This is a genomic window from endosymbiont of unidentified scaly snail isolate Monju, from assembly GCF_000801295.1.
GTDB lineage: Bacteria > Pseudomonadota > Gammaproteobacteria > Chromatiales > Chromatiaceae > MONJU.
Genome location: NZ_AP012978.1, coordinates 361,790 through 374,338 on the forward strand (window position 1 = coordinate 361,790; position 12,549 = coordinate 374,338).

13 protein-coding genes are annotated in these 12,549 nt (G+C 64.3%); 4 read left to right on the top strand and 9 right to left on the bottom strand.

Going from position 1 to position 12,549, the window contains the following annotated elements; genetic code table 11:
• The first annotated feature begins 13 nt into the window (after positions 1-13).
• The 3 genes from EBS_RS01740 (at position 14) to EBS_RS01750 (ending at position 4,545) form a co-directional block, all read left to right on the top strand.
• A complete protein-coding gene (locus tag EBS_RS01740; RefSeq protein ID WP_043107026.1) occupies positions 14-2,446 on the top strand; it encodes a cytochrome c3 family protein in 2,433 nt (810 codons plus the stop codon).
• A gap of 144 nt (positions 2,447-2,590) precedes the next feature.
• Positions 2,591-3,892, top strand: a complete 1,302-nt coding sequence (locus EBS_RS01745; RefSeq protein WP_043107027.1) for a peptidylprolyl isomerase — start codon at positions 2,591-2,593, stop codon at positions 3,890-3,892.
• Positions 3,892-4,545: a TlpA disulfide reductase family protein gene (locus EBS_RS01750; protein WP_052199190.1), complete on the top strand. Its 654-nt coding sequence runs from the start codon at positions 3,892-3,894 to the stop codon at positions 4,543-4,545. The genes EBS_RS01745 and EBS_RS01750 overlap by 1 nt, the downstream gene beginning before the upstream one ends.
• Before the next feature lie 78 nt (positions 4,546-4,623).
• Here the strand turns inward: EBS_RS01750 and ccmI are convergent, their stop codons facing one another.
• The 9 genes from ccmI to ccmA all read right to left on the bottom strand — a co-directional run bounded on the left by ccmI (position 4,624) and on the right by ccmA (position 11,722).
• The gene (ccmI, locus tag EBS_RS12635; RefSeq protein WP_081999761.1) at positions 4,624-5,922 is read right to left on the bottom strand and encodes a c-type cytochrome biogenesis protein CcmI; all 1,299 of its coding nucleotides are present in this window, start codon (positions 5,920-5,922) and stop codon (positions 4,624-4,626) included.
• Positions 5,922-6,398: a cytochrome c-type biogenesis protein gene (locus EBS_RS01760; protein ID WP_043107028.1), complete on the bottom strand. Its 477-nt coding sequence runs from the start codon at positions 6,396-6,398 to the stop codon at positions 5,922-5,924. Before EBS_RS01760 ends, ccmI begins: the two co-directional genes overlap by 1 nt.
• Complete coding sequence (locus EBS_RS01765) at positions 6,395-6,931, bottom strand: DsbE family thiol:disulfide interchange protein (protein WP_043107029.1); 537 nt, start codon at positions 6,929-6,931, stop codon at positions 6,395-6,397. Before EBS_RS01765 ends, EBS_RS01760 begins: the two co-directional genes overlap by 4 nt.
• The gene (locus tag EBS_RS01770; protein ID WP_043107030.1) at positions 6,928-8,889 is read right to left on the bottom strand and encodes a heme lyase CcmF/NrfE family subunit; all 1,962 of its coding nucleotides are present in this window, start codon (positions 8,887-8,889) and stop codon (positions 6,928-6,930) included. Before EBS_RS01770 ends, EBS_RS01765 begins: the two co-directional genes overlap by 4 nt.
• A gap of 2 nt (positions 8,890-8,891) precedes the next feature.
• Entirely contained in the window at positions 8,892-9,347 is a 456-nt protein-coding gene (gene ccmE / locus EBS_RS01775; protein WP_043107031.1) for a cytochrome c maturation protein CcmE, read from the bottom strand.
• Positions 9,344-9,517: a heme exporter protein CcmD gene (gene ccmD, locus EBS_RS13250; protein ID WP_148307603.1), complete on the bottom strand. Its 174-nt coding sequence runs from the start codon at positions 9,515-9,517 to the stop codon at positions 9,344-9,346. Before ccmD ends, ccmE begins: the two co-directional genes overlap by 4 nt.
• Positions 9,514-10,263: a heme ABC transporter permease gene (locus EBS_RS01780; RefSeq protein ID WP_043107033.1), complete on the bottom strand. Its 750-nt coding sequence runs from the start codon at positions 10,261-10,263 to the stop codon at positions 9,514-9,516. Before EBS_RS01780 ends, ccmD begins: the two co-directional genes overlap by 4 nt.
• Positions 10,264-10,404: 141 nt before the next feature.
• The gene (gene ccmB, locus EBS_RS01785; RefSeq protein ID WP_043107034.1) at positions 10,405-11,073 is read right to left on the bottom strand and encodes a heme exporter protein CcmB; all 669 of its coding nucleotides are present in this window, start codon (positions 11,071-11,073) and stop codon (positions 10,405-10,407) included.
• A complete protein-coding gene (gene ccmA, locus EBS_RS01790) occupies positions 11,066-11,722 on the bottom strand; it encodes a cytochrome c biogenesis heme-transporting ATPase CcmA (protein ID WP_231892828.1) in 657 nt (218 codons plus the stop codon). Before ccmA ends, ccmB begins: the two co-directional genes overlap by 8 nt.
• 183 nt (positions 11,723-11,905) lie before the next feature.
• Here ccmA and EBS_RS01795 point away from each other — a divergent pair, with 183 nt between their 5' ends.
• A complete protein-coding gene (locus EBS_RS01795; protein ID WP_043107035.1) occupies positions 11,906-12,541 on the top strand; it encodes a Crp/Fnr family transcriptional regulator in 636 nt (211 codons plus the stop codon).
• Positions 12,542-12,549: the final 8 nt, after the last annotated feature.

Genomic DNA, 12,549 nt, shown 5'->3' on the forward strand with positions numbered 1-12,549 from the left:
AAAGGGGAGAGTCATGAACAGGAAAGCGATAGCGCTCGCGGTTCTCGGCGCCGTGTTTGTTGCTGGCTGTGCGCCGCAGCAGACGGCCAAGGCGCCGGATTCCGGCGCCACGGCGGGCACCGCCACCGCCGATGTCACCAAGCCAAAGAACGATTACAACATTACGGTGAACTATGAGCTGGGCATGCACTGCACCGGCTTCGACTTCACCTACTGCTGTGTACTGCCGCCATACAACTCGGTGCAGTCCCAGGTCATCAAGACCGCCGATGGCCCCCGGGCCTATCCTGAGCTGCTCGAGTCCGACGAGAAGGATCACTCTGTTCTTGTCGATGGCAAGAAGCGCTTCAAGCTGGCCTATGGCCACATTGACAACACCTATTCCGAAGGCTCCAAGCTGGCCTACTGGAATGTGCCGTACGATGTTGATGGCGATGGCAAGTGGGAGAAGAACGAGAACGTGGCCAACGCCTATTTCACCCACCTGTATGTCTACAAGGACCTGAAGGGCACCAACCCCAAGGGCACCAGCAAGGACAGTGAAAAGTTGTTCGTGGGCATCCAGATTCCCGTCCCGCAGGACAATGGCCCGGCTGGTGCCGCCGTCCCCAGCCCGATGAAGGGTGGCCACCTGCACTACACCGGCGAGAAGGGCACCATCGTGTTCACCAAGTCGCCGGTGCTGGACAATGTGCCCATCGTGCTGACCAATCCGGGCATCTGGGATGCGCTGGGCCTGCCGCTGACCCCGTTCACCGACACCGTGGCAGCCAAGAACCCGCTGACCCTGGTCGAGTCCGACGTCCAGCCCTACCAGATGGCCCAGGTCACCCTGGTGGATGCCGACACCGGCAAGCCGGTGCTCGATTCGCACTCGGGCAAGCCGGTGAGCTTCGTGGGTACCAGCCCGATCGATATCCCCAACTGCGCCAACTGTCACGCCAACAAGACGGCCAACGGTGACAAGTACACCCTGTACAAGCAGGAGAAGGCCTTCTGGAAGGGTCTGGGTGCGTCGGACTGGATCGCCAACCTGAAGGCGACCTCCATCTCCATCATGGAGATCCACGACGACAAGAACGGCACCGACTTCCTGAAGAACTACAGGCCGAACAGCCGTGATATCAGCAACCGTCTCGGCCGTGACCCGGTGCTGTGCCAGAAGTGTCACGCGGACAACGTGATCGGTGTGCTTCAGTCCAAGACCCACAAGGAGGATGGCAAGGAGGAGGTGATCCCGGCGCTGACCCAGGCCATCCACACGGTGCACCAGATCAAGGCGCCGCTGCCCGACTCGCAAGGCCGCACCGCTGCCTGCCAGGGTTGCCACCCGGCACACCGCCAGGACGGCAGCATGGAAGGCTATCCGATCACCCCGGACGGCAAGAACGCCTACGCGGATGCGGACAACCGCGATGCCGCCGGTGGCTGCTACGTGGGGCGCGATGTGCACTCCAACCCCGGCAAGGATCGTGATGGTGTGGGCACCAAGGAATACCTCAACGCCATCGGCCAGTGGTTGCAGGACAACGTCTCGCAGATCGGCAACGGTCAGGGCGGCAAGGGTCTGTGGTGCACCAACTGCCACAACCAGCTGAGCCGTGAGCTGTACCAGCGTGACAACCTGCAGAATGCCTTCCTGCAGACCGGCACTACGTTGCGCAACAAGTCGCTGGAGGAGATCGCGGCCGGCATCGGCGTCACCATGGATCAGCTCAAGGCCATGATGGACCCGAAGGTGGTGCTCAACGAGAAAGGCGAGGATACCCCGGGCAAGTCCGAGATCCTGCACACCTGGGCCAAGGATCGCCTGGTTCCGGACATCGCGGTGATCGCGCTGAAGGGTGATGGCCCGCTGGTGCACAAGGACGAGGACGGCGACATCAACGTGGTGCCTCTGTCGGCCAACCCGGCGGTGGATATCGCCTCGCTGAAGCTGCCGGAAGGGGCTACCGGTGCTGCCGCTGTGCCGTATGACGCCGCGACTCACGGCCGCGATTACTGGCTGTCGCCCGGTTCCCCGCACTGTGCGGACTGTCACGCCGCGCCCTTCGTCGAGGGTCAGGGCGGTGTTGCCTTCCCGATCAACCAGCCGGGCAAGTACAGCCTGATGCGTTACACCAAGGGGCATGCCGGCATCGCCTGTCAGGGTTGTCACGAGTCGATCCACGGTCTGTACCCGGTGACGCCTGAGGTGGACAAGACCACCTACGCACAGGCCGCCATGTACAACCCCGATGGTTCGCATGGTCCGCTCAAGTGCGCTTCCTGCCACGAAACCAACTCGGACGGTGTGCCGCTGATCGCCAAGCACCAGCCCGACGAGGAAGAAGTGGCCGACCGCCACGAGTGGAATGGCAAGCCTATCGAGCATGACTTCGAGGCTGCCGTGCAGTGGATGCACGCTTATGCCCCGGACCTTGGAGGCAAGATCCCGGAGGAGTGATCCTTTGGGCCCGGAAAGCCGGTCGACCCCCTGGGTCGGCCGGCCCTTCAGTCGACAGGGGGTTATGCCCCCTGTTTTTCGTGGGGCCGGCAGCGCGCAAAGCGCGACCTCAAGGCTCCGCACGCTGTTGGAGTACATCACAGCATGAACAGATTCCCTTTCTATCCAAATTCGCTGTTGCACCGCGTCTCCCTGGCGCTCGGTGCCCTCTTGTTGGCCGGTTCCCTGCACGCCAACGCTGGCAACCAGCAGTCGCTGGTGACGATAGGTCGCTTGCAGGTCACCGCGGCCGATCTGGAACAGGCCGTGGCCAGTTCGCCCTTTGCGACCCAGTTTGCCGCCATGGACGAAGATGACCAGGCCTCGTTGCGTGGCGACCTGCTCAAGCGCCTGGTCCTCTCGCGCCTGTTGCGCATCGAGGCCGAGGCCCAGGGGCTGGATCGATCTCCCGAGTTTCTCGAGGAGGTCGAGAACTTCCGCCTCGGCATGCTCTACCGGCACTATATGGACAAGCTGCGCGAGCGCCTGCGCGTGCCCGATGACGAACTGCTGCGCCTGCGCAAGGAGAGCAACGGCAATTCCGATGTGTTCACCGCCCTCAAGTCGGCCTATATTTCCGATCGCTATCGCCAGGTACGCCTGCTGACCTTGCAGAAGCTGCGTGACGAGCGCCACGTGGTGCTGCACGAAGACCGGATCAAGCCCGGCATCACGCCGGACACAGTGCTGATGGAAGGCGACGGCCTGCGCATCACCTATGGCGATGTGATCGAGGTGGCCGAATATCCGAAACTGCCCAATCCCGAGTACGTCAAGGAGCAACTCTACAAGCGTGGGGAGTTGCTACTGATTGCCGATGTTGCGCAAAAGGAAGGCGTCGATGTCAGCGAACGTGTCGAGGCCTTCCGCAACGAGCGCCTGCCGGCGTTGTTGATCGAGCACAAGGAAAAGGAATGGGTCCCCGACGAGGCCGCCATGCGGGCGTACTTCGAAGCTCATCCGGAGCTGGGGCACGTGGTCGAGCGGCGCCATGTCGGACAGCTGGTCACCTCGTCCTACGCCCAGGCCAAGGCCCTGCGTCGCCGCATCGAGCAGGGCGAGAGTCTGTTCAAGCTGGCCGGTGAATACAGCATCGATCCTTACGGTCGCTCGCACAATGGTGACATGGGCTGGGTGCGGCAGGGCAGTGGCATGCCGCAGATCGAGGCTGCGCTGGCCAGGCTGAAGGACGGTGAGGTGAGTCCCATCGTCAAGACACCCAAGGGATACCACCTGTTGACCATCGTCGAGCGCCGGCTGGGCCGCATGCGCCCCTTCGAAGGGGTCAGGGACAAGGTCCGCCAGGCCATGATCTCCGAGAAGATGAAGGCGTTCATCGGCGAGCTGGAGCAGAAGTACCAGATCGTCTGGCATGTGCTGAAGAAACCCGAGGGGGGAGAATCCTGATGAGCGACACGGTATCTGCCAACAGCCGCTTGCAGGTCGGCGTGGCCGTGCTGGTCGCTGCCGGCGCGGTTGCCTGGCTGGCCGGGCATTTCAGCGAGGCCTCGGTGGAACGCCAGGCCACTGCCCAACAAGCCCGGGCATCGGTACAGGAGGCCGCGGCCGACCCGCGCACCACCACCATCACTTTGCCGCAGCGCACCAACAATGCCTGGGAGATGCCGGTCTTTGAGCTCAAGGGGCTCGACGGCAAGAACCATCGGCTGGCCGACTGGAAGGGCAAGGTCATCATGCTCAACTTCTGGGCGAGCTGGTGTGCGCCCTGCCAGTACGAGATTCCCGATTTCGTGGAGTATCAGCGCCGCTACGGGGACAAGGGGCTGCAGGTGGTCGGGCTTGGTCTGGACGAAGAGCGCAAGCTGCGCAATGTGGCCCGTACTCTGGGGATCAACTATCCGGTGCTGGTCGCTGACCTGGCCAACCCCGACAATGCGGCCCTGCTGCCACAATGGGGTAACGGTGAACAGATCGTGCCCTATACCGTGGTCATCTCGCAGACCGGGCGCATGGTCTACATCCACCGGGGCCGCATGGGGGACGAGGAGTTCAATCTCTACGTCAGGCCCCTGCTGGAGGGCGAGCGCCAGGCCTCCTGAAGTCTGTCCTTTCCCTGCAGGCAAAAGAAAAGGCCCCGGTGATCCCGGGGCCTTGTTTCTGTGCGCGAAACGGCGACCCTATTGCCGCACGCTGTTGATCAGCAACTGGATCGGCTGGTCGCTGTCGTTGGGGGTTTCCACCTCCGGGGCCTGGAGGTCGCCGGCTTGCGGAATGGGGCGTCCGGACTTGGAGACCCGCGCACCGACCTTCACCCGGGGGAAGCTCGAAAGCCGCATCTGCGGCATCATCGCCATGCCGTCGTTGAGCCCAACCTTGACCGGCAGTTCCGAGACGCGCTTGCGGACTACCGCCAGTGGCATGGGCGGACCAGAGACGGCCTTGGCGTAGATGAACACGATGTCGTCGGGCGAGGCCTTGTCCATCAGTTCGGCATCCAGCGCCACCTCCACGGTGAGGCTGGGACCGCCGGTTGCCGGCGCCGGCGAAGTGCCGTTTTCGTTTGTACCGGCCGTCATGATCGGCGGCGGTGTCTTGGGTAGATCGGCCTTCAGGCCGCTGCGTTGTTCCACCGCACGGATCAGGTTGCCCAGCTCTTGCTGCAGCGCAGGTTCCTGGGCCAGCAGGGGCCAGGCGCGAGCCCAGAACTTCAGTGCGTCGGCGTCCTGGTGGCGCTGGCCGGCGGCATTGCCGCGCAGCCAGAGGGCGGTCGGGTTCTCCGGGTCGAGCTCCAGTACCTTGTCGAGCAGGGTCACGGCCCGCTCGGGCACTTTTCCATCGTTCTGCATCGACAGGGCGTCGGCCAGGGATATCAGTACCGTGGGATTGTTCGGCAACAAGTCGTTGAGCTTGCCGAAGGCACGGACCGCATCGTCATAGCGTTTGAGTTTCATGTAGGTGCGGCCAAGCAGGAACCAGCCCTTCGGATTGTTCGGCTCCTGCTGCATGCGTTTTTCCAGTTCGCCTACCAGCTCGGCAATACTGCCCGGCTTGTGCGCAGCATTTTTCGCGGTCGTGTTGGCGGCCATCTGCTGCGGCGGAGTGTCGATCAGGTCGGGCGACCCGGTCTTGAGGTAGACGCCAGCAACGATGGTTGGCACCAGCACGATCACCGCGATCACGGTGGCGATCGCCGAGCGATCGGCGGTGGCCTTGACGGTGCCTTTCTCGACGGCCTCGAGGTCCTGGGCCAGCGCGATCTCGAGATCGACCTTGGCCTGCTCGAACTCCTCGTCGGACAGCTCGCCGCGGGCGTGTTCCTTGCGCAGTTCCTCGAGGCGTTCGCGGGCAATGCGGATATCGTATTCGCGGGAGTCGTCGCTGGGTGGTGGCTGCCGGTTCCGGCGCAGCAGGGGCACGATGAGCAACAGCAGCACCACGGCCAGCAATGCGCCAGCGATCAAAAGAAAAGCGGTCATCAATCGGTACTCTTGTCGGATGGCTGTTCGAGCAGGTCGGCCGCCTGGGCGATCTGTTCGGCGCTGAGTTCGCGGCGCTCTTCCTGCTGCCGGGCGCGTCGGATGGCGCGCAGCATGAAGATCACCGCGAGCACGAAGATCACGAAGGGGCCGACCCACAGCACCAGGGTCTTTCCCTTGAAAGGCGGCTTGTAACGTACGAAATCGCCATAGCGTTCGACCATGAAGTCGATGATCTCCTGCTTGCTCTTGCCGTTCTTGAGCATGCGGAAGACCTTGTGGCGCATGTCCTGCGCCAGCTCGGCGTTGGAGTCGGCGATGTCCTGGTTCTGGCACACCAGGCAGCGCAGCTCGGTGGTCAGCTCCTTGTAGGTACGCTCCTGTGCAGGGCTGTCGAAGTCGTAGACCTCGATGTTGGTGGCCAGGGTGCTGAAAGACAGGCTGCCCAGCAGCAGGATCAGCGGCAGTCGTTTCATTGCTTGTCCTCGAACCAGCGCGCGAACTTCTCGCGCCAGGCGGTCTCGTTCAGCGCGCCCTTGTGCTTGGCGCGAATGATGCCGTCGGCGTCGATCAGGAAGGTCTCGGGTGCGCCATACACGCCCCAGTCGATGGCCGCCGTGCTGTCGGGGTCGAAGGCAACTGCCACGAAGGGGTTGCCGTTCTCGCGCAGCATGGCCTGCCCATCGGCGCGCTCGTCACGCCAGTCCACGCCGACGATGGGAATGCCGCGCGCCTTCAATTGCAGCAGGTAGGGATGCTCGCGCCAACACTCCGGGCACCAGGTGCCCCAGAAATTGAGCAGCCAGGGCTTGCCCTTGTAGGCCGAGGGGCGTACTTGCTGCTGGGGGTCGAACAGTTCGGGCAGGGAGAACTCGGGAGCGGCACGCCCGATGAACTCGGTGGGAATGTCGCGCGGATTGTATTCGCCCTCGCCCATCTGCTGCAGGACGTAGAAGAACAGCCCGGCCAGTACCACGAAGATGCCGAGGGGAAGGATCGCCTTGTTCATGCGCGGGCCTCCACAGCGTCGTTGACGGTGCTGCGACGTTGCGCAAGCACCCGGTAGCGGCGATCGGCCGCGGCCAGCAGACCACCCAGGGCCATGATCAGCGCTCCCAGCCACAGCCAGCGCACGAAGGGCTTGTGATAGACGCGCAGGCTCCAGGCCTGTTTGCCCAGGTCTTCGCCCAGGGCGACGTAGAGATCGCGGAACAGGCCGGCGTCGATGGCCGCCTCGGTCATCGGCATCTTTTGTACCAGGTAGGTGCGCTTCTGCGGGTGCAGCTCGGCGATGCGTTCACCCTTGCGATAGGCGGTAATGCTGCCTTCGTAGGCGGTGTAGTTGGGCCCTTCGACGCTGGTCACGCCATTGAACTCGAAGGTGTAGTCGCCGATCTGGTAGGTTTCGCCCGGCGCCAGGCGAATGTCCTTCTCGGTAGAGTAGGTGGTGGTCATGGCGATGCCGATGACGAATACGCCGATGCCCAGGTGGCCGAGGATCATGCTCCAGAAGTCCAGCGGCACGTGGCGCAGATTGGCGTATGGGGTCAGGCGTTCGCGCAGCGCGGCCAGAGTGGCGGCGAGCACCCAGATCCCCAGCGTCAGGCCGAGCACCGTCATGGGGTTGACGAAGGGCACGGCCAGCAGGCCCCAGGCCAGGCCGAGCACCAGTGCGGCGATGGCGGGGATGCGCAGTTTCTGCCACAGGCGGGCCGGTTCGTCACGCTTCCAGCGCGCCATGCTGCCGATGCCGATCAGCACGACCAGCGGCAGGGTGAGGATCATGAAGATGGTGTCGAAGTAGGGACGTCCCACCGAGATCTTGCCCAGTTGCAGGGCATCCGAGATCAGCGGGTACAGGGTGCCCAGCAGCACGGCCACGGCCGAGACCAGCAGGATCACGTTGTTGAGCAGCAGGAAGGTCTCGCGCGAGAGCATCTCGAAGCGCACGCTGCTCTTGATCTCGTTGGCGCGGACGGCATACAGCGCCAGCGAGGAGCCGACTACGGTGAACAGGAAGGCGAGAATGAAGATTCCGCGTTCCGGGTCGGAGGCGAAGGCATGCACCGAGGTGAGCACGCCGGAGCGCACCAGGAAGGTGCCCAGCAGGCTGAGCGAGAAGGAGAAGATCGCCAGCAGCACGGTCCAGGCCTTGAAGGCGCCGCGCTTTTCGGTGACCGCCAGCGAGTGCATCAGGGCGGTGCCGACCAGCCAGGGCATGAAGGAGGCGTTCTCTACCGGGTCCCAGAACCACCAGCCACCCCAGCCCAGTTCGTAGTAGGCCCACCAGCTGCCCAGGGTGATGCCCAGGGTGAGGAACAGCCAGGCCATGTTGGTCCAGGGACGCGACCAGCGGGCCCAGGCGGCATCCAGTCGGCCGCCGAGCATGGCGGCCACCGCGAAGGCGAAGGGGATGGCGAAGCCGACATAGCCCATGTAGAGCATGGGCGGGTGGAACACCAGTCCCGGGTCCTGCAGCAGTGGGTTGAGGTCACGACCTTCCGGGGCGGGAGGCATCAGACGGTCGAAGGGGTTGGAGGTGAGGATCATGAACAGCAGGAAGCCCACGCTCACCAGGCCGAGTACACCGAGCACGCGCGCGACCACCACCTCGGGCACGCTGCGACTGAAGAAGGTGACCGCGGTGGTCCAGATGCCTAGGATCAGCGCCCACAGCAGCAGAGAGCCTTCGTGCGCACCCCAGACCGCGGAGATCAGATAGGGCGTGGGCAGCCGGGTGTTGGAGTTCTGCGCCACGTACAGCACCGAGAAATCGTGTTGCAGGAAGCTCCAGGTGAGCAGGCCGAAGGCGATGGCGATCACCAGTGCCTGGATGCGTGCCGCCGGGCGTGCTAGGGCGATCCAGCTGCTGATGCCGCGCTGTGCGCCGATCAGGGGAAATACGCCCTGCACCACGGAGAGGGCCAGGGCCAGGGCCAGCATCAGTTGTCCGAGTTCGGGGATCATGTTCAGTTACCTGTGGCGGTGGTTTGCATGCGTGCCTTCTCGCCGGCCTTCATGGCGGCGGCGACCTCGGGCGGCATGTAGTTCTCGTCGTGCTTGGCCAGGACCTCGTCGGCCACGAACACGCCGTCGGCGTTCAGCTTGCCCTGGGCGATCACGCCCTGGCCCTCGGCGAACAGGTCGGGCAGGATGCCCTGGTAGGCCACGGGGATCTTCTTGTGGAAGTCGGTGACTACGAAGTGCACGGTGAGGTCGCCTTCGGCGCGCTGCACGCTGCCTTTCTCTACCATGCCGCCGAGGCGGAAGACGTGATCGGCGGGGGCCTTGCCCTCGGCCACCTCGGTGGGCGAGAAGAAATACGAGAGGTTGCCTTCGAGGGCGTTCAGGACCAGGGAGGTGGCCAGGGCGAGGATTGCCAGGCCGGCGGCCACCAGGATCAGGCGCTTGTGTCGGGCTTTCATCGTTTGTCGGTCTCCAGGCGGTTGAGGCGCGCGATCTGACGCCGGATGCGCGCGGTGCGCGAGCGCAACAGCAGGGGTTCGAGAATCATGCAGGCGGCGGTCACGCCGAAGGAACCCCACACGTAGAGGGCGTACTTGCCCATGTCCAGTTTTTCGAGAATGCTGCTCATGCCCGCTCTCCGATCAGTTCTCGCACCCAGGTGGCCCCGACCTCGCGCTCGAGGATGATGGCGCGTACCCGCACCATGGCGGCGGCGATGCTGTAGGCCCAGAAGCCCAGAGCCATGATGAGCATGGTCAGCAACATGGTCTCGTCCATGCTCGTCTGGCCATTCATCTTGATGGTGGCGCCCTGGTGCAGGGTGTTCCACCACTTCACCGAGAAATAGATGATGGGTACGTTGACCACCCCGACCAGCAACAGAATGGCGCCGGCGCGGTCGGCGCGGCGGCGGTCGTCGATGGCCCCGACCAGCGCCATGTAGCCGAGGTAGAGGAACAGCAGGATCAGTTCGGAGGTGATGCGCGCGTCCCACACCCACCAGGTGCCCCACATGGGTTTGCCCCAGAAGGAGCCGGTCCACAGCGAGACGAAGGCGAACATGGCTCCGGTGGGGGCCAGCGCCTGGGCCATCATGGCCGAGAGCCGGGTGTTGAAGACCAGGCCGATGGCGCTCCAGCCGGCCATCACGATATAGATGAACATCGACATCCAGGAGGCGGGGACATGGATGAAGATGATGCGGTAGCCGTCGCCCTGCTTGTAGTCGACCGGTGCAACAAAAAAGCTCATGTACAGGCCGATACCGATGAGCACGATCGCCAACACCCAGAAGATCGGGGCCAGGCGCCCGGCCAGCGGATAGAAGGTGGCGGGCGAAGAAAACTTGAACCAGTTGATAAGCCTGTTCTGCATGTGATTGCGGTGTGTTGGGGGTGGTTCGGGCGAGCCGTGAGGTTAACCGATGATCTAGACCCACGCAAAAGGCGCAAGTTCACCCTTGCCGTCGGTGTCTCGTGGATTTATGACGCAGGTCATATCGGCCTGCGAACGTGGTCATTCGCTGGCGACTCGCAGTGCGGCTGCGGTGGCCAGCGGGGTGCCGAGGAGGGCCACCAGCAGGATGGCCCCGAGCATCGACAGGTGCGCCCCGCCGCCCAGGCCCGAGGTGGTTGCCTCCACCGCGCCGGCGCCGAAGATCAGCACCGGAATGTAGAGTGGCAGCACCAGCAGAGCCACCAGCACGCCACCCGAACGCAGCCCCAGGGTGAGTGCCGCGCCGATGGCGCCCAGCAGGCTGAGGGGGGGCGTGCCCAGCAGCAGCGACCAGACCATGACGGTCAGTGCCTCGGCCGAGAGGTCGTATTGCAGGCCCAGCACCGGGGCCATGATCACCAGCGGCAGGCCGGTGATCAGCCAGTGCGCGATCACCTTGCCGATCACCAGCAGCGGCAGCGGTTGTGGGGCCAGCAGCATCTGTTCGAGGGTGCCGTCGCGGTGGTCGGCCAGGAACAGTTGCTCGAGTGCCAGCATGGAGGCGAGCAGGGCGCCTACCCAGACCACCCCGGGGGCAATCAGGCGCAGGGTGTCGAGTTCCGGGCCGATACCCAGCGGGAACAGGCTGACCACGATGAGGAAGAAGATCAGGGTGGTGAACACATCGGTGCGCCGACGCAGGGCGATGGTCACGTCGCGGCGCACGATCCAGAACAGCGCCTCAAGCATGGCTCACCTCCGGGGTCTCCGCGCCCAGAGTGACACAGCAGACGGTGCCCGAGGTCAGATCGACCTCCTGGTGGGTGGTAAGGATGACCATGCCGCCACGTGCCAGGTGATCGCGGATCACCGCCTGCAGGGTGTTCACCGCGGCCACGTCCAGGGCACTGAAGGGTTCGTCCAGGATCCACAGTGCCGCCCGGCTGCACCACAGGCGGGCCAGTGCCACGCGGCGCTTCTGACCCTGCGAGAGGTGCTTGATCGGCAGGTCCTCGTGACCGCTCAGACCAATGTCTTCGAGCAACCGCCAGGCGGCCTGTTCATCCATGGCATGGCCGCGCACCGCGCCGTCCATGCGCAGGTTCTCGATGGCGTTGAGGTCGCCCTTGAGCGCGTTGAGATGGCCGAGATAGAGCAGCTCGTCGTGGAAGGCGTCGCGCTGGCGCTGGATCGGCTCGCCATTCCACAACACCTCGCCCGATTCCGGCTGCAGCAGCCCCGCCAGGGTGCGCAGCAGGGTGGTCTTGCCACTGCCGTTGGGACCACGCAGGTACATCAGCTGGCCGCTCTCGAGCGAGAAGTCGAGGCAGCGGAACAGCTGCCGGTCTCCCCGGCTGCAGCAGAGCTTGCTGGTCTCCAGGCGGTGGGTTGGGTTCACGTCTCGGCTTCTGGTCGAGGGCTGCTGAGGACCGGCAGTCTACACCATCGGGCCGGGATGCGGGTTTACCCCTCATGCAATTTGGGAAGACTCGTGCAAAGATTGGCGAACGACCCGCTTTCGCGGGGACGAGAATACCGGCGTCGGAGCGGCGCCGCCGAGTCCTTGGAAAAGAGGGATTGCATGTCCAGGTTCCTGAAGCCGCGTGCCCGGCCGACCCAGTGCGCGGCCTGTCCCATCCGCCAGAACGCGCTGTTCCAGGTGGTACCCGTCAGCTATATAGATGATGCCCAGTCGCGGCGTACCGACCAGTATCACCTGCCGGCGCGGCGTCTGCTCTATGAGGAGGGGGCGCCGGCGACCATGGCCTACACCCTCTACGAAGGGTGGTTGATGTTGTACCGTTCGCATTCCGACGGGCGCCGCCAGGGGCTGCGCGTGGCCCTGCCTGGCGACTTCTTGGGTTACATGCCGCCCGGCGAGGGGTATATCCACCATTCCGCGCTGGCAATCACCAACGCGGTGGTCTGCGGTTTTGGCCAGGCTGGCCTGCACGAGATGATGGGCAAGCATCCCGATCTGGCCGCGCACATCACCCGTATCCAGGCGCGCTACATGGCCAGTTGCCAGAGCGCCATGCTGGGCCTGGGGCGCAAGACCGCCGAGCAGCGCATCGCCTTCCTGATTGCCGAGCTGTTCCACCGGCTGCGCAAGCGGCGCCTGCGGATGGATGGCATCGCTCGCGCCGAGCGACAGCGGCTGGAGATTCTCGATCTGGATGCCCTGGTCCGGTTGGGCGAGTTCGTCGAAACCGAGTAGTTCTCCCT

Bases quoted from the DNA above. Each gene is read 5' to 3' on its own strand.
- EBS_RS01780 (WP_043107033.1), bottom strand. From the start codon at position 10,263: ATGCAGAACAGGCTTATCAACTGGTTCAAGTTTTCTTCGCCCGCCACC.
- EBS_RS01795 (WP_043107035.1), top strand. From the start codon at position 11,906: ATGTCCAGGTTCCTGAAGCCGCGTGCCCGGCCGACCCAGTGCGCGGCC.
- ccmE (WP_043107031.1), bottom strand. From the start codon at position 9,347: ATGAAAGCCCGACACAAGCGCCTGATCCTGGTGGCCGCCGGCCTGGCA.
- EBS_RS01750 (WP_052199190.1), top strand. From the start codon at position 3,892: ATGAGCGACACGGTATCTGCCAACAGCCGCTTGCAGGTCGGCGTGGCC.
- ccmI (WP_081999761.1), bottom strand. From the start codon at position 5,922: ATGACCGCTTTTCTTTTGATCGCTGGCGCATTGCTGGCCGTGGTGCTG.
- EBS_RS01740 (WP_043107026.1), top strand. From the start codon at position 14: ATGAACAGGAAAGCGATAGCGCTCGCGGTTCTCGGCGCCGTGTTTGTT.
- ccmD (WP_148307603.1), bottom strand. From the start codon at position 9,517: ATGAGCAGCATTCTCGAAAAACTGGACATGGGCAAGTACGCCCTCTAC.
- EBS_RS01770 (WP_043107030.1), bottom strand. From the start codon at position 8,889: ATGATCCCCGAACTCGGACAACTGATGCTGGCCCTGGCCCTGGCCCTC.
- ccmB (WP_043107034.1), bottom strand. From the start codon at position 11,073: ATGCTTGAGGCGCTGTTCTGGATCGTGCGCCGCGACGTGACCATCGCC.
- EBS_RS01745 (WP_043107027.1), top strand. From the start codon at position 2,591: ATGAACAGATTCCCTTTCTATCCAAATTCGCTGTTGCACCGCGTCTCC.
- EBS_RS01765 (WP_043107029.1), bottom strand. From the start codon at position 6,931: ATGAACAAGGCGATCCTTCCCCTCGGCATCTTCGTGGTACTGGCCGGG.
- EBS_RS01760 (WP_043107028.1), bottom strand. From the start codon at position 6,398: ATGAAACGACTGCCGCTGATCCTGCTGCTGGGCAGCCTGTCTTTCAGC.